The sequence below is a fragment of the Streptomyces sp. 3330 genome (assembly GCF_031456635.1).
GTDB lineage: Bacteria > Actinomycetota > Actinomycetes > Streptomycetales > Streptomycetaceae > Streptomyces.
Window position 1 is genome coordinate 27,683 of sequence record NZ_JAVDVA010000009.1, and the last position, 16,106, is coordinate 43,788.

At 71.0% G+C, this 16,106-nt stretch carries 14 protein-coding genes and 1 tRNA gene; 10 read left to right on the forward strand and 5 right to left on the reverse strand.

The window, feature by feature from the left end:
* Positions 1 to 2: 2 nt before the first annotated feature.
* Positions 3 to 1,382: an AarF/ABC1/UbiB kinase family protein gene (locus J2X68_RS16895; protein WP_310433367.1), complete on the reverse strand. Its 1,380-nt coding sequence runs from the start codon at positions 1,380 to 1,382 to the stop codon at positions 3 to 5.
* On the reverse strand, positions 1,375 to 2,586 hold the full coding sequence (locus J2X68_RS16900) for a TOMM precursor leader peptide-binding protein (protein WP_310433368.1): 1,212 nt from the start codon (positions 2,584 to 2,586) through the stop codon (positions 1,375 to 1,377). The genes J2X68_RS16895 and J2X68_RS16900 overlap by 8 nt, the downstream gene beginning before the upstream one ends.
* Positions 2,587 to 2,835: 249 nt before the next feature.
* Here J2X68_RS16900 and J2X68_RS16905 point away from each other — a divergent pair, with 249 nt between their 5' ends.
* The 4 genes from J2X68_RS16905 (at position 2,836) to J2X68_RS16920 (ending at position 6,728) form a co-directional block, all read left to right on the forward strand.
* Entirely contained in the window at positions 2,836 to 3,432 is a 597-nt protein-coding gene (locus J2X68_RS16905) for a M48 family metallopeptidase (protein WP_310433369.1), read from the forward strand.
* A 141-nt stretch (positions 3,433 to 3,573) separates the two neighbouring features.
* Complete coding sequence (locus J2X68_RS16910; protein ID WP_310433370.1) at positions 3,574 to 5,262, forward strand: TerD family protein; 1,689 nt, start codon at positions 3,574 to 3,576, stop codon at positions 5,260 to 5,262.
* A gap of 11 nt (positions 5,263 to 5,273) precedes the next feature.
* Positions 5,274 to 5,954, forward strand: a complete 681-nt coding sequence (locus J2X68_RS16915) for an AIM24 family protein (RefSeq protein WP_020130800.1) — start codon at positions 5,274 to 5,276, stop codon at positions 5,952 to 5,954.
* 18 nt (positions 5,955 to 5,972) lie between these two features.
* Positions 5,973 to 6,728 carry an AIM24 family protein gene (locus J2X68_RS16920; protein WP_310433371.1) on the forward strand — a complete coding sequence of 252 codons (756 nt, stop codon included), beginning with the start codon at positions 5,973 to 5,975 and terminating at the stop codon, positions 6,726 to 6,728.
* A 114-nt stretch (positions 6,729 to 6,842) separates the two neighbouring features.
* On the opposite strand, the gene J2X68_RS16925 is transcribed toward J2X68_RS16920, so the two are convergent.
* Positions 6,843 to 7,358: an NUDIX hydrolase gene (locus tag J2X68_RS16925; RefSeq protein ID WP_310433372.1), complete on the reverse strand. Its 516-nt coding sequence runs from the start codon at positions 7,356 to 7,358 to the stop codon at positions 6,843 to 6,845.
* Positions 7,355 to 8,806: a zinc-dependent metalloprotease gene (locus tag J2X68_RS16930; protein WP_310433373.1), complete on the reverse strand. Its 1,452-nt coding sequence runs from the start codon at positions 8,804 to 8,806 to the stop codon at positions 7,355 to 7,357. Before J2X68_RS16930 ends, J2X68_RS16925 begins: the two co-directional genes overlap by 4 nt.
* Positions 8,807 to 8,999: 193 nt before the next feature.
* Here J2X68_RS16930 and J2X68_RS16935 point away from each other — a divergent pair, with 193 nt between their 5' ends.
* The 4 genes from J2X68_RS16935 (at position 9,000) to J2X68_RS16950 (ending at position 12,227) form a co-directional block, all read left to right on the forward strand.
* Positions 9,000 to 10,109 carry an SDR family oxidoreductase gene (locus tag J2X68_RS16935; RefSeq protein ID WP_310433374.1) on the forward strand — a complete coding sequence of 370 codons (1,110 nt, stop codon included), beginning with the start codon at positions 9,000 to 9,002 and terminating at the stop codon, positions 10,107 to 10,109.
* Between the two features lie 238 nt (positions 10,110 to 10,347).
* Complete coding sequence (locus J2X68_RS16940) at positions 10,348 to 10,809, forward strand: molybdenum cofactor biosynthesis protein MoaE (protein ID WP_310433375.1); 462 nt, start codon at positions 10,348 to 10,350, stop codon at positions 10,807 to 10,809.
* Positions 10,810 to 10,916: 107 nt separating this feature from the next.
* Complete coding sequence (locus J2X68_RS16945; protein WP_310433376.1) at positions 10,917 to 11,081, forward strand: hypothetical protein; 165 nt, start codon at positions 10,917 to 10,919, stop codon at positions 11,079 to 11,081.
* A gap of 54 nt (positions 11,082 to 11,135) precedes the next feature.
* Positions 11,136 to 12,227 carry a PDZ domain-containing protein gene (locus J2X68_RS16950; protein WP_310433377.1) on the forward strand — a complete coding sequence of 364 codons (1,092 nt, stop codon included), beginning with the start codon at positions 11,136 to 11,138 and terminating at the stop codon, positions 12,225 to 12,227.
* A gap of 9 nt (positions 12,228 to 12,236) precedes the next feature.
* On the opposite strand, the gene J2X68_RS16955 is transcribed toward J2X68_RS16950, so the two are convergent.
* Complete coding sequence (locus J2X68_RS16955; protein ID WP_310433378.1) at positions 12,237 to 12,779, reverse strand: PPA1309 family protein; 543 nt, start codon at positions 12,777 to 12,779, stop codon at positions 12,237 to 12,239.
* A gap of 165 nt (positions 12,780 to 12,944) precedes the next feature.
* On the opposite strand from J2X68_RS16955, the gene J2X68_RS16960 reads away from it, so the two are divergent.
* Positions 12,945 to 15,929: a UPF0182 family protein gene (locus tag J2X68_RS16960; RefSeq protein ID WP_310433577.1), complete on the forward strand. Its 2,985-nt coding sequence runs from the start codon at positions 12,945 to 12,947 to the stop codon at positions 15,927 to 15,929.
* 40 nt (positions 15,930 to 15,969) lie between these two features.
* Positions 15,970 to 16,043 (forward strand) — tRNA-Met (locus tag J2X68_RS16965).
* Positions 16,044 to 16,106: the final 63 nt, after the last annotated feature.

Below are 16,106 nucleotides of genomic sequence, written 5' to 3' on the forward strand. Positions count from 1 at the left end.
TTTCACGCCTCGACGACCGACTCCTCCGCCTCGAAGTCCTCCAGGACCTCCTCCGCCAGGAACCCGGGCAGCCACTCCTCCAGTTCCTCGCGCAGCCGCACCGTCGCGCCGAGCTGGCACAGCACGCCGATCGTGCTGAGCGTCACCCGGTGGATCAGCAGATAGGCCGGCGGCAGGTTGAGCTGCTTGCCCAGCTGGTGCGCGGGGGAGCGGGGGTCGGCGATCCTTGCCGCCTGGCTGCGCATCCAGCCGCGGCTGAACGTGAACTCGTCCACCTGGGCCGGCTCGATGATCGGCAGGAGGTAGTCGAGCACGGCGTCGGGGTCCAGCTCGATGGAGTCCTTGACGAAGCCCTCCGTGCGCAGGAGTTCGTAGACCGCCTCCGCGTCGCCGTCGAGGGTCATGCGCAGGGAGTCGCCGATCGGGTCCGGCAGGCCGCCCGGGAGCCGGTCCACGGTGCCGAAGTCCAGGACGCCCAGGCGCCAGTCGTCCTCGCCGTCCGGTCCGCCGGGCAGGAGGCGGAAGTTGCCGGGATGCGGGTCGGCGTGGAGCAGGCCGGTGCGGGCCGGGCCGGAGAAGAGGAACCGGGACAGCAGCTGGCCGGCCCGGTCGCGCTGCTCCTGGGTGCCGTCGGTGATCACCTCGGACAGGGGAACGCCGTCGATCCACTCGGTGACCAGGACCTGCTCACGCTGGTGGACCACCGCCGGGATCACCACGTCGGGATCGTCGGCGAACTCCTCCGCGTGGGCCTGCTGGGCCTGTGCCTCCAGGCTGTAGTCGAGCTCCTCGGAGACACGGTCCTTCAGTTCGGCGATCAGCGGCTTGACGTCCATACCCGGAACGAGAGGCCCCAACAGCCTTGCGAAACGGCTGAGTTGGTTCAGGTCGGACAGCAGAGCCTCGCCCGCCCCGGGGTATTGGATCTTGACCGCCACCTCCCGGCCGTCGTGCCACACCGCTCGGTGCACCTGGCCGATCGAGGCCGCCGCGGCCGGCTGGTCGTCGAACTCCAGGAACAGGTCGGACCAGTCCTCGCCGAGCCGCTCCGCGAGCACCGAGCGCATCGTGCGGGCGGGCATCGGCGGGGCCGCGTCCTGGAGCTTGGTGAGGGCCGCGCGGTAGGGACCGGCGACCTCCTCGGGCAGGGCGGACTCGAAGACGGACATGGCCTGTCCGAATTTCATCGCCCCGCCCTTCAGCTCGCCGAGCACCTTGAAGAGCTGCTCGGCGGTGCGCTGTTGCAGCTCGCGGCCGACGATCTCCGCGGACTCGCCCACGATCCGTTTGCCCAGACCCCAGGTCGCCCGCCCGGCGAAGCCGAGCGGGAGCGCGGCGAGCTTGGCGGTCCGGGTGACCGCCTTCCGGGGAAGATCAGACATGCGCCCTCCAAGTACCGGCCAGCCGCGCGGCGTCCGTCGTACGGCAGAACTCCTGCGAATGCTGCCCTGCCATTGTCGCGTGCGTTCCCCGGTAGTCGGAGATGTGTTCCTGCTTACCTTTCTCGGCGGCCCCGCACGGACAGGCGGAATGGGGTGATAGCGGTCGGGCGTGCCACTGGAGGGCGGGGACGGACACCTCCCAGCGGGCTCCGGCGCTCGACGGGGTCCGGCCGTCGAGGAAGGTGAGCGCGTGGGCGGCCGCCAGTCCGGCGACGGTGGTGGCCAGGGTGAGGTCGCAGGCGCGCGCCGCACGCCTCCGCCCAGAGTGCCACTGGGCGACCAGCCGCGGCCAGGCCGGGTCCCGGTCGGTGCGCTCCTGATGCAGGCAGCCCGCGCAGCCCGTCTCGCCCGGCAGGACGAGAGGCCCTACGACACCCGTCCCCTCGACGACCCCGGCATAGAGGTGCGGTGTGCCCGAGGCGATCAGCGGCTCCGCCGCCGAGGGGGCGGGCGCGTGCACGGACACGTCGTCCCGCGGGGCGATGACCACGAGCGAGAGGCCGGGGGCGTCCGGCTCGGCCGGCGTCCCCGGGACCCTGCGGGGTGCGGGGCCGGGGGCGGCCCGGCGTACGGCGCGGCGGGCGGACTCGTCCCGGCGCTCGCCCACCTCCTCGGCGGGCAGGCCGCCCGGTGCGACGTCCCCCGGCTCGACCCGGCCGCCGTCCCGCACGTCCACCTCGCCGACGCCCGCACCCGAGAGCAGCGCCGCGAGCACCGCGCCGACCCGGCCCGCGCCCCGCACCTGGACGCGCAGCCGGCGCCGGACGGCCAGGTGCCCGATCGCGTCGCCCGGATCCGGTGTGAGGAGCGACAGGGCGGCGAGGTCGGGGCGCAGCCGGTCCAGGACCTCCTTGCGCTCCCGCAGATCCGCGGCTTCCGGTCCGCCGCCGCGCGCGTCGTCGAGCAGCCCCGCCCGCGCCAGCCGCTCCACCAGCCGGTCGGCATGGCCGTCGGGCAGGCCCATGCGGCGGCCCTCCTCGCGCAACAGCGCCGGCCCGCGGGTGCCGTCCAGCAGCTCGAGGAAGCTGCCCGTGGCCGTGTCCACCGGGCCGAGTGTCAGCGCGTGCGCCGGTGTCATCCCGAACTGCACCGTGTGGAGGTCACGCCAGCCGCGCCGCAGCGCGGGCTTCACCATCGGATGCATCGCAGGCCCCCGTATGCCTCATGTCTGGACACTCCCCGTCACATCGGCGGAGCGAGGGGCGTGGGGTGTCCTCGCTCCGCCGACGAGTGCCAGCATGCCCGGACCTTGCTCGAGCGTGCCGAAAGTTGTCCACAGGCAGGGGCGTTCATCGTACAAATCCGACGTACGAGGCAAAAACGGCACGACGGATCGGAACCCGACCGTCCCGGAGTCGGGACTTCCCCCGTGCGCAGCGGGTAACGTCGGGGCGTGTCCGCCGACCCACTGCACCGCGCCGGAACACCACAGCGCGGCACGCCGAGCCAGCCGCCGAGCGGCTCAGGAACGAGCGCGATCGAGGTCCGCAGAAGCGCCCGTCGACGGCGGACGGTCTCCGCGTACCGCGAGGGCGATCGCACCATCGTGCTCATCCCCGCCCGGATGTCCGAGGCGGAGGAGCAACGCTGGGTGAGCGTCATGCTCGACAAGCTCGCCGCCCAGGAGAGCCGGCGCGTCCCCGGCGACGCGGAGCTGGCCGAGCGCGCCGAGCGGTTGTCGGCCCAGTGCTTCGGCGGCCGGGCCCGGCCCTCCTCGGTCCGCTGGGTGACCAACCAGAACACCCGCTGGGGCTCGTGCACCCCGGCCGAGGGCAGCATCCGCCTGTCGCACCGCCTGAAGGGCATGCCCGAGTACGTCATCGACTACGTCCTCGCCCACGAGCTCGCGCATCTGCTGGTGCCCGGTCACGGACCCGACTTCTGGCGGCTGCTGGAGGCGTACCCGCGCACCGAGCGCGCCCGCGGCTATCTCGAGGGCGTCGTCGCGGCCGAACGGCTGCCGCACCTGTCCGCCGCGGACGAGGAGTGACCTGCGGAGACGAGGTGAGCCGAGCCCCCGTCAGGTGAGGTCGGTTGTGTACCGGGTCTGTACCGACATCGTGCGTTGTCCGACTTTGCCGTTAGCCTGACGCGACGCATTCACAATCGGGATGGGGGACGGTCGTTACGCATGCCCAGGGAATTCCAGCGCGGCCACAAGGCCAGGATCAGTGACCTCACCGCGGGCACCGATCTGTACGTAGGCGTGCAGATCACCGCTCCCGGCCTGACCTTCGACATCAGCTGCTTCGGCCTCGACGCCGACGAGCGGCTCTCGGACGACCGGTACTTCGTCTTCTTCAACCAGCCGAAGTCGCCCGAGGAGTCCATCCAGCTCCTGGGCGCCCAGGCGGGCGACACGGAGTCCTTCCGCATCACCCTCGACCGTATTCCGCCGCAGATCCAGAAGCTGTCCTTCACGGCGACCCTCGACGGCGCCGGACAGATGTCGCAGATCAACCCCGGCTATCTCCGGATCGTCGCGGGCGGCGAGGAAGTGGCCCGCTACGCGTTCAACGGCTCCGAGTTCTCCAGCGAGCGGGCCGTGATGCTGGGTGACTTCTACCTGAAGGACGTCTGGCGCTTCGCGGCCGTCGGGCAGGGCTTCGACGGCGGTCTGGACGCGCTGCTGAAGAACTTCGGCGGCGAGGTCGCCGAGGAGGAGGCGCCCGCCGCGCCGCAGCAGCCGCAGGCCGGCGCCGCCGCTCCCGGCTTCGCCCCGCCCGCGTTCGGCGCACCGTCCGCGCCGGCTCCCGCGCCGGCGCAGCCGCAGCCCGCCGCGCAGGGTTTCGCGCCCCCGCCCGCCCCGGCCCCGGCGCCCGCTCCGGCGCCCGCTCCGGCGCCCGCGCCCCCGGTGCACGCCGCGCCGACCATCGTCGCGCCCCTCACCCCGCCCGGCGGCGGCCACGTACCGCCGCCCGCCCCGGCCCCGGCGCCCTACGGCCAGCCGCCGCAGCAGCCGTACGGTCAGGGCCCCGCGCCGACCGCGCCCATGCCTCCCGGATACGGCCAGCCGCCGCAGGCTCCCCACGCCCCGCAGGCCCCGCCCGGCTACGGTCAGCCGCCCCAGCCGCCCGGCTACGGTCAGCAGCCGCCGTTCGGGCAGGTCCCCGGCCAGCAGCAGGCCTACGGCGTCCCGCAGGGCGCACCCCAGGGCGGTGCCGGAGTCGCCGCCGCGCTCCAGCAGTTCAAGGAGACGCCCACCGGACAGCGCTGGACCCAGCAGAACAAGAAGCTGGTCCGCGTCGACCTCGGGATCGGCGGTCAGCCCGTGCTCGCCCGCCAGGGCAGCATGGTCCTGTACCAGGGCAAGGTCGACTTCAGCTACAAGGGCGCCGGGTTCTCCGGCCGCATCGTCGGCAACGCCACCGGCCAGGAGATGCAGTTGATGCGCTGCACCGGCCAGGGACAGGTGTTCCTCGCCGAGAACTCCACGATGCTGCACCCCATCGAACTCCAGGGTGACGGCATCTGCGTCTCCGCGGAGAACGTCCTCGCCTTCGACGAGAGCCTCCAGTACGAGGTCCGTCGCATCGAGGGGCACGGCATCCCCGGCGGAGCCCTGTTCACCATGCAGTTCACGGGCACCGGCACGATCGTCGTCAAGACGCACGGCACGCCCGTCGTCCTGCCGGTCACCCCCACCACGTTCGCCGACTGCAACGCCGTCGTCGCCTGGTCGTCCGCCGCCCAGGTGGTCGTCTCCAGCCAGGTCCGCATGCGGCGCAACGCCTACCCCGGAGACACCGGGGAGAGCGTCAACCTCCAGTTCCGGGGCGCTCCCGGCAACTTCATCGTCGTCCAGCCGTACGAGGTCTGAGGGAGCCCGTCATGAACCAGCCACTCGCGGGCTATGCCCCCGCACCCGTCACCGCCCGTATGGAGAACCACGGCAACCACATGCTGAAGGTCGCCCTCCAGACCGGGAACGACCTCCTCGCGCGTGTGGGCTCGATGGTCGCCTACGAGGGCTTCGTGCAGTACGAGCCCAACCCGCCGGCCGTGCGCCAGATCGCGCGCGACTGGATGACCGGCGAGGGCGCGCCCCTGATGAAGTGCTCGGGCGACGGTCTGCTCTACCTCGCCGACTACGGGGCCAACGTCGTCGTGATCAACCTCAACGGCGACGGCATCTCCGTCAACGCCACCAACCTGCTCGCCTTCGACGCGCACCTCACCTGGGGCGTCGAGCGCGTCAAGGGGCTCGCGAAGTTCGCCGGCCAGGGACTGTGGAACACCAAGATCTCCGGGCAGGGCTGGGTCGCGCTGACCTCCCGGGGCAAGCCGATCGTCGTCGACTGCGGCGGCGGCGAGGACGAGACGTACGTCGACCCCGACGCGCTCGTCGCCTGGTCGCCGAACCTCAAGGTGAAGGGCAAGCGCAGCTTCAAGGCGCAGTCGCTCATCGGCCGGGGCAGCGGCGAGGCCTACCAGATGGCCTTCTCCGGCCAGGGCATCGTCGTCGTCCAGCCCAGTGAGGACAGCACCGACCGCCTCCGGGTCCGGGGCTGAGGGGGAGCCAGAAACGCCATGCAGAGCTCACTTTTCGCGCACAACGACTCGCAGACCCAGGAGCGCTGGAGCCTCCAGAACAAGCAGATGCTCCGCGTCGGCCTCGAGGGCCACGACGACATCCTCGCCCGCAAGGGCACGATGGTCGCCTACCAGGGGCTGGTGGAGTTCGACGCCGAGTACCAGAACAGCCAGCAGGGACGCGCGCGTGCCCGCACGGGCGAGGGCCTGGACCTGATGCGCTGCCACGGGCAGGGCACGGTCTACCTCGCCAACCTCGCCCAGCACGTCCACCTCATGGACGTGGAGCAGGACGGCCTGACCGTGGACAGCAGCTATGTCCTGGCCATGGACTCCTCGCTGCACCACGAGGTCATCGCCGTCGACAGCCTCTACGGCATCTCCGGCTCCGGGAAGTACCAGCTCAACATCACCGGCCGCGGCAAGGTCGCCCTGATGACCTCGGGCGCGCCGCTGATGATGCAGGTCACTCCCGACAAGTACGTCAACTGCGACGCCGACGCCATCGTCGCCTGGTCCACCGGGCTGCGGGTGCAGATGCAGGCCCAGACGCACTCCTCCGGGGTGTGGCGCAGGCGCGGCAACACCGGTGAGGGCTGGGAGCTCAGCTTCATGGGCAGCGGCTACGCGCTCGTGCAGCCCAGCGAGCTGCTGCCGCCGCAGAACGCCCAGATCGGCTCCGGCCTGGCGGCCCAGTACGGCATGGGACAGCAGGGCGTGCGGCAGCAGAACCAGGGCAACGCCTGGAGCTGACCGTCCGGGAAGCAGACGTGCAGACGTAAGGGGCGGCCACCTCGAAGGTCGCCCCTCACCCGTTCCGGGTCACCGTCGCCCGTGCATCCGTCCTCGCCCGTGCATCCGTGCGCCTCACAGCCGGGCGCGCGTCGCCTCCAGCAGCCGTACGACCGACTCGTCGGCCACGTCCTGGACCTCGTCGTAGGCGAACCAGCGCAGGTCGAGGGACTCGTCGCTGATGGCCTCCACGGCCCCGGCCGGAGCGAGCGCCGCGTACTGGACGTCGAAATGCCACGCGCACGGCGTGGGATGCCGGTCCAGGCGTACGGGGCCGCCCGGCAGCAGGGCGAGCCCCTCGATGCCGGACTCCTCGGTCGCCTCGCGCAGCGCGGCGGCCCGCAGGCTCTCGTCGGCCGGCTCGCAGTGGCCTCCCATCTGGAGCCACATCCGCATCTTCTTGTGCAGGGTCAGCAGCACGCGGCCGCGCTCCGGGTCGATCACCAGCGCGCTCGCGGTGACGTGGCCGTCCCCGCAGGCCTTCCACATGCCGTCCGGGTGCGCCGCGAGATGGTCCAGGTAGGACCGGCGCAGCTCTTCCTGGCCCTCGTACCCCTTCAGGACGAGGACCGCGTCGTCGTACAGGCTCACTCGGTGCCGTCGTCCTCGGAGTCGGTGCCTTCGTCGTCCTTCTTCAGGTTCGGCTTGTGGCCGGAGCCGCCGCCGGCCGCCTCGCCGAGCATCTTGTCCAGCTCGGAGAAGTCCAGCTGCTCGCGGTGCACGAAGCCGTCCGGGTCGTCCAGGTCGGACGCCGTGGGCAGCATGTCCGGGTGGGCCCACAGGGCGTCCCGGCCGTCGACCCCGCGCGCGTCCGTGAGGGAGGCCCACAGGCGGGAGGCGTCCCGCAGACGGCGCGGACGCAGCTCCAGACCGATCAGCGTCGCGAACGTCTGCTCCGCCGGACCGCCCGAGGCGCGACGGCGGCGCAGCGTCTCGCGCAGGGCGTCCGCGGACGACAGGCGCGGCTTCGCGGCCGCGTGCACCACCGCGTCCACCCAGCCCTCCACGAGCGCGAGGGCCGTCTCCAGACGGGCCAGGGCGGCCTTCTGGGCCGGGGTGTCCTCCGGCTGGAACATGCCCTGCTGGAGCGCGTCCTGCAGCTGCTCCGGGTTCTGCGGGTCGAACTGCCCGACCACGTCCTCCAGCTTGGCCGTGTCGACCTTGATCCCGCGCGCGTAGCCCTCGACGGCGCCGAACAGGTGCGAGCGCAGCCACGGCACGTGCGCGAACAGACGCTGGTGGGCGGCCTCGCGCAGCGCGAGGTAGAGCCGCACCTCGTCCTTCGTCACACCGAGGTCCTTGCCGAACGCCTCGATGTTGACCGGCAGCAGCGCGGCACGCCCCGCCGGGCCGAGCGGCAGGCCGATGTCGGTCGAGCCGACGACCTCGCCCGCGAGCACGCCCACGGCCTGGCCGATCTGCGAGCCGAACATCGCGCCGCCCATCGAGCGCATCATGCCGATCAGCGGGCCGGCCATGGCCTGCATCTCCTCCGGCAGGACATCGCCCATGGCCGCGCCGACGCGCTCGGCGACCGGGTCGACGAGCTCCTTCCACGCGGGCAGGGTCGCCTCGACCCACTCCGCGCGGGACCACGCCACCGCCGTGCCCGCGCCGGACGGCAGGGACGTCGCGTCGTCCAGCCAGAGATCGGCCAGGCGGACGGCCTCCTGGACCGCGGTGCGCTCGGAGGGGCCGACGCTCGCGTCCTTCACGCCGTCGGCGGTGCCCTGGGCGACCGTCTGGCGGGCGATCTGCTTGGCCATGTCCCAGTTCACCGGGCCGCCCTCGTAGGAGAGCATCTGGCCCAGCTGCTGGAAGGCGGCCCCCAGGTCGTTGGGGTTCAGCGACCCGAACATCGCGGCGAGCGGGTTGTCCGCACCGGGGGCGCCGAAGCCTCCGGCGCCGGGCAGGCCGCCGAATCCGAACGGGTTGGCCGGTCCCTGACCACCGCCGCTCTGCGGGTCCTTCTTCTTGCCCTCGTCGCCGTCTTCCGGCTCCTCCGGCGGAAGGCCGAATCCGAATGGGGTGTCACTCACGGGGTTCCTCGGCTGGTAAGGCCACCGGTTTCTCGGCCGGCGGCGACTGCCCTGCAACACCACCCAGCGTAGACACCCCGGCTCGATCGGGCCTCGGTGCTTCGCCGACTCCTGGCCTGCGGCAGGATGGATGCCACCTGGTACGTACGCTTCACTCGCGCCCGTATGCCAAGACAACCGCTGGAGACACCTGGTGAGTTCCCCAGATCCGCAGGTTCGCGCAGCGCGAAACCACTCGACCCCGGCCGGCGCGCGCGGGCCCGTCGTCGCCGTGACCGGCGCCGCGACCGGGATCGGCGCGCTGCTCACCGAGCGGCTCGCCGCGTCCGAGCAGATCAAGCAGGTCGTTGCCATCGACGAGCGGCGCGGCGAGTGCGACGCGGCGACGTGGCACATCCTCGACGTCCGGGACCCGGCGATCGCCGACAAGCTGCGCGGCGCGGACGTCGTGGTCCACCTCGCCCTCGACCTCGACCTGGGGAGTGACGCCGCCGCCCGGACGGCCTACAACGTGCGCGGCACGCAGACCGTGCTGACGGCCGCCGCGGCGGCCGGCGTGCACCGGGTGGTGCTGTGCACCTCCGCGATGGTCTACGGCGCGCTCGAGGACAACGAGCTGCCCCTCTCGGAGGACGCCGAGCTGCGGGCCACGGCGGAGGCGACCGGCGTCGGGGACCTCCTGGAGATCGAACGGCTGGCCCGGCGCGCGCCTCGGGCGCATCCGGGGCTCAACGTCACCGTGGTGCGGCCCGCGGTGCTGGTCGGCGGTACGGACACCGCGCTGACGCGGTACTTCGAGTCGCCGCGGCTGCTGGTCGTCGCCGGATCGCGTCCGGCCTGGCAGTTCTGCCATGTCGAGGACCTGGTGAGCGCCCTGGAGTACGCCGTCCTGGAGAAGGTCGACGGCGAGCTGGCCGTGGGCTGCGACGGATGGCTGGAGCAGGAGGAGGTCGAGGAGCTCAGCGGGATCCGGCGCATGGAGCTGCCGTCGGCGGTCGCGCTGGGCGCCGCCGCCCGGCTGCACCGCATCGGTCTGACGCCGTCCCCGGCCGGAGACCTTGCCTACACGATGTACCCCTGGGTGGTGAGCGGGAGCCGGCTGCACGACGCGGGATGGCGGCCGCGCTGGACCAACGAGGAGGTCCTCGCGGAGCTGCTGGCGGAGGTGGCCGGGCGGCACACCGTCGTCGGCCGGCGGCTCGGGCGCAAGGACGCCACCGCCGCGGGCGCCGCGGGCGCGACGGTCGCCCTGCTGGGCGCGGCGGCCGTGGTGCGGCGGGCCCGGAAGGCCCGGCGGCGGTGAACGCGGGGGCGCGCGGGCTGCTGCTCTCACACCCCGCCGCCCCTTCCCGCCCCCTCCCCGGCGGGCGCGCCCCCCGGACCCCCCCGCGCCGGTCCTTCTTTCCCCCGGTCGCTCCTGGACGTGCGAAGTCCCCGGGCGCCGGACGGGCCGCTTTCGTAGGTCGCTCCAAACGGCCACGCGTGCGTGCCGGGTGATCAGGCTATTTCGCCCGCTCCCCGGGGTGCGGCACGATGGGGGCATGGCAGCCAACGACGAGCACCCCGGCGAGCGGGCAGCGCAGGACCCCATCAAGCTGATCGCCGTCCGTGACACCGCGCTCTCCCTGGACGAGGTCTTCAGGGCCGTCGGGGACGACGCCGCGGGCGGCACCGCGCTGTTCGTCGGCACGGTGCGCAACCACGACGGCGGCGCCGACGTCGACGCCCTCGGGTACTCCTGCCACCCGGGCGCGGAGGCGGAGATGCGGCGGGTCGCGGAGAAGGTCGTCGCCGAATATCCGGTGCGGGCGCTGGCCGCGGTGCACCGGGTGGGCGATCTCCGGGTCGGTGATCTGGCCGTCGTGGTCGCCGTCTCCTGCCCGCACAGGGGCGAGGCCTTCGAGGCCTGCCGGAAGCTGATCGACGACCTCAAGCACGAGGTGCCCATCTGGAAGCACCAGAAGTTCTCGGACGGTACCGACGAATGGGTCGGCGCCTGCTGATTTTCCTCCGGTTGCGTAACCCCACCCCTGCCGTGAGCGTTGTCGGTGCGGATGGTTAATCTGCTGATCAGTCAGTTGCGGTGGCTCATCGGGGTTGGGAGGTCGGCATGGCGGCACTCGCCTGGTTGCTGATTCCGCTTGTCGCCGCTGTCGGCGCGGGTCTGTGGGGCACGTGGGCCAACCGGACCCGGAAGGCCCGCAGCGACGGCCCTGAACTGGACGGATACGCCCGCTTCCGGGCGGCCATGGAGAAGCCCCACTCGCGTACGTGACCCGGGTGGCAGCCCTGACGGTGCGCCGACAGAGGCGTCCCGTAGTGTCGAGACATGCCACGCCGCACCGCGACGATGCTCGCCTCCACCCTGATGCTGATCGCGCTCCTGTGTGCGGGCGTGCTCATCCCCGTGCCGTACGCGGAGATGTCCCCCGGGCCGACGGTGAACACCCTCGGCGATCACGGCGGCGAGCCGGTGCTGCAGATCTCCGGGCGCAAGACCTACACGACCAGCGGGCACCTGAACATGACCACCGTGCGGGTCACCAGCGCCGACTACCGGATGAACCTGGTCGAGGCCGTCTACGGATGGCTCGCGCACGACAACAAGGTCGTGCCGCACGACACGCTGTACCCGGACGGCAAGACCGAGGAGCAGTCCACCCAGGAGAACGCCGAGGAGTTCAGCCAGTCCCAGGAGAGCGCCAAGGTCGCCGCCCTGAAGGAGCTGGACATCCCGGTGACGTCCTGGGTGATCGTCTCGACGGTGGTGAAGGGCTCACCGGCGGAGGGCCGGCTGCACGCCGGTGACGTGATCAAGGCCGTGGACGGCACCGCGGTGAAGGAGCCGGGCGACGTCGCGAAGCTGGTCACCCGGCACAAGCCGGGGGAGAAGGTCGTCTTCCGCATCGTCCCGGCGAAGGACCAGGCGGCCGCCGAGAAGGCGAACAAGACGGCCACCGAGACCCAGGACGTCACCATCACGACGGCGACCTCCGACGACAGCGGCGAGAAGCGGGCCATCGTCGGGATCTCGGCCGGGACCGACCACACCTTCCCGTTCACCATCGACATCAAGCTGGCCGACGTCGGCGGGCCGAGCGCCGGTCTGATGTTCGCGCTCGGCATCTACGACAAGCTCACGCCGGGCAGTCTGACCGGCGGCACGTTCGTCGCCGGCACCGGCACCATCGACGACGCCGGCAAGGTCGGGCCGATCGGCGGCATCGAGATGAAGACGGTGGGCGCGCGCAGTCAGGGCGCCCAGTATTTCCTGACCCCCGCGGAGAACTGCGCGGCCGCCGCCAAGGACACCCCCTCGGGGCTCAGGCTCGTCAAGGTCGACACCATCGACGACGCCCTCGACGCCCTCGAGGACATCCGCGGCGGCGACACCGCGGACCTGCCGACGTGCACGAAGTAACCGGAAGGGCTACTCCGCGAACGTCGCCGACAACGCCTCGGCGAGCCCCGGTACCAGGCCCGCGCCGGTGAGGACCTCCGTCGGGGCGTCCTTCTCGCGCAGCCGGAGGGCCGAGTCGCGGGTGCCGTCACGCAGGACCCCGACCGTCATCCGTACCTCCTGACGGTCGGGGTGCTCCGCGACCCACTTCGCGAGCTTCTTGTCGCTCAGGCCCTGCGGGACCTGTGCCTCGGCGGTCGGGGGCAGCATCAGACGCTCCACGGTGAGGGCGCAGCCGACCACCGCGTCGGGCCAGGCGATCGTGGCGAGGAACTCGTCGAGCGGCTTGTCCGTTGGTACTTCGTCCTGCTCGATCGGGGTGAGACCGGTGGTCTCGGGCTCGTCCTGGAGGCCGAGCTGGGCGGCGAGCGATGGTTCCTGGGTGCGCAGCCGAGCGGTGTCTACGAGGGCGAAAAGGCGGGCGGGCTGGTCCCAGCCGAGGCCGGAGGCGTACTCGTCGATCTCGAGTACGGCCCGGGTGAGCGGGCTCGCCGCCATGGGAGTGTTGGACATGGTCACAATCCTGCCTCGTTCAGGGGTGGAATCGGGAACCGAGTAAACGGTGAGTAAGTTGCATAGGTGTGGGCCCACGATCACGGGGGGCCACGAACGGTCCACGAACACGCGGGCCTGACGGAATCAATCGCGACTTTCGAGGTGCGCACCTTGGCTTTCCAGATGCCGGACCGCGGCGGAGGCCCCACGGGGCCGCGGATCAGAGTGGGCCGCCCGTCCCGGCGCGTCCGGACCCTGCTCATGACACTGGGCGTCCTAGCCGTACTCGGCATGGCGTTCACGATGTTCGCGGGATTCTGGACCGACTGGCTCTGGTACCGCTCGGTGAACTACTCGTCGGTCTTCACGACCACGCTGTGGACCAAGATCGGGCTGTTCTTCGTCTTCGGCCTGCTGATGGCCCTCGCGGTCGGCTTCAACATCTGGCTGGCGCACCGGCTGCGGCCGCCGCTCAGCGCGATGTCGGTGGAGCAGCAGAGCCTCGACCGCTACCGCATGGGCATCGCGCCGTACAAGACATGGCTGCTGCTCGGCATCACCGCCCTGGTCGGCCTGATCGCCGGCGCCTCTGCGGCGGGGCAGTGGCGGACCTGGCTGATGTGGGTCAACGGCGTGCCCTTCCACCAGAAGGACCCGCAGTTCCACCTCGACGTGTCGTTCTTCGCGTTCGACCTGCCCTGGTACCGGTTCCTGCTCGGCTTCGGCTTCGCCGCCACGATCCTGTCGCTGATCGCCGCCGCGCTCACCCACTACCTGTACGGCGGGCTGCGCGTCACCAGCCCGGGCGCGCGCGCCACCGCCGCGGCCACCGGCCATCTGTCGGTGCTGCTGGGCATCTTCGTCACGCTGAAGGCGGTCGCCTACTGGCTGGACCGTTACGGACTGGCCGTGAAGTCGAGCGACTTCAAGGCGACGGACAACTGGACGGGCCTGCGGTACGTCGACGCCAACGCCTACCTGCCGGCCAAGACGATCCTGTTCTGCATCGCCGTCATCTGCGCCCTGCTGTTCTTCGCCACCCTGTGGCGGCGCACCTGGCAGCTGCCGGTGATCGGCTTCGGCCTGATGGTGCTCTCGGCCATCCTCATCGGCGGGCTCTACCCGGCGATCGTCCAGAAGTTCCAGGTCCAGCCGAACGAGCAGGCCAAGGAAGCCCCGTACGTCGAGAAGAACCTCAAGGCGACGCGCGAGGCGTACGGCATCGACGGCGCGCAGGTCACCGAGTACTCGGGCACGAGCACCACCAAGGACAAGACGACGCTGCGCGACGACGTCGACACCACGGCGAGCATCCGCGTCCTGGACCCGAACATCGTCTCCCCGACGTACCAGCAGCTCCAGCAGATGCGGAAGTACTACGCGTTCCCGACCAACCTGGACGTGGACCGGTACAGCGTGAACGGGGCCGACCAGGACACCGTCATCGGTCTGCGCGAGCTGAACCTCGCGGGCGTCGACAAGCAGAACTGGATCAACAACCACTTCCGCTACACCCACGGTTACGGCGTGGTCGCCGCCAAGGGCACCACCTCCGACGCCGAGGGCCGTCCGCTCTTCACCGAGTCCAACCTGCCCTCCGTGGGCGACCTGGGCACGTACCAGCAGCGGATCTACTACGGCGAGAAGACGACCGCGTACTCGATCGTCGGCGGTCCCCAGAAGGAGATCGACTACTCCGACGACGCCGGTGAGAAGACCACCAGCTACACCGGCAAGAGCGGGGTCAACCTCTCCAACCCGGTCAACCGGGCCGCGTACGCGGTGGCGTTCGGCGAACCGCAGATCCTGTACTCCGGCGCCATCGGCGACGGTTCGAGGATCCTGTACAACCGCACGCCCAAGGAGCGCGTGGAGGCGGTCGCCCCCTGGCTCACCATCGACGGCGACGCCTACCCGGCCGTGGTCAACCACAAGATCCAGTGGATCGTCGACGCCTACACGACGACGAACGGCTACCCGTACGCCTCCCGCACGACCCTCGGCGACACGACGGCCGACTCGCTGACCGCGACCAACGACAACCGCGCGGTGGTGGCCCAGCAGAACCAGGTCAACTACATCCGCAACTCGGTGAAGGCGACCGTCGACGCGTACACCGGCGAGGTCAAGCTCTACCAGTGGGACACCGAGGACCCGGTCCTGAAGACCTGGATGAAGGCCTTCCCCGGCACGGTGAAGTCCAAGTCGTCCATCTCGACCGACCTGATGGCCCATCTCCGGTACCCGCAGGACCTGTTCAAGGTCCAGCGCGAGCTGCTCACCCGCTACCACGTGAAGGACGCGACGACGTTCCTCAGCGGCAGCGAGGTGTGGCAGGTGCCGGACGACCCGTCCAACAAGTCGGGTGACGCGGTCCCGCCGTACTACCTGAGCATGAGGATGCCCGACCAGAAGGCGCAGGCGTTCTCGCTGACGACGACGTTCACGCCCAACGGCCGGGACAACCTGAGCGCGTTCATGGCGGTCGACTCCGAGGCGGGGACTCCCGACTACGGCAAGATCAGAGTGCTGAAACTGCCGACGAGCACGACGGTCGACGGGCCCAAACAGGTGCAGAGCCAGTTCAACTCCGAACAGGACATCGCCGAGTCCATCAGGCTCCTCAAGGGCGGCGACTCCGACATCGAGTACGGCAACCTGCTCACGGTGCCGCTCGACGGCGGCCTGCTCTACGTGGAACCGGTCTACGTGCGCGGTGGCGGACTCAAGTACCCGCTCCTGAAGAAGGTGTTGGTGACCTACGGAGGCAACACCGCCTTCGAGGACACCCTGGACGAGGCCCTCAACAAGGTGTTCGGCGCGGAGAGCGCGACCAAGCCGCCGGCGGACGAGGGCGGCACGACCACGCCGCCGACGTCCAGCAACCCGACGGTCCGGGAGGCGTTGGCCGACGCCCAGGAGGCCTTCGAGGCCGGCCAGGAGGCGCTGAAGAAGCCGGACTGGGACGCGTACGCCAAGGCGCAGAAGGATCTCGAGGCCGCGCTGAAGCGGGCCGAGGAGGCGCAGGCCGCGGCCGACAAGGGCGCCAAGGCGAGCAGCACTCCGAGCCCCACGAGTTCGGCGAGTCCGAACGGCGGCTCCGGCAGCGGCTCCGGAGGCACCGTCGGCAGCAGTCCGAGTCCGAGTCCCAGCCCCAGCGGCGGCTGATCTTGTCCACCCCGCGTCGTGGTACGGTTGTGGAACACGACGCGGGGTGGAGCAGCTCGGTAGCTCGCTGGGCTCATAACCCAGAGGTCGCAGGTTCAAATCCTGTCCCCGCTACTGAAGACGAAGGCCCGGATCCTTTCCAGGATCCGGGCCTTCGTGGTGTGCGAACGCATGTGC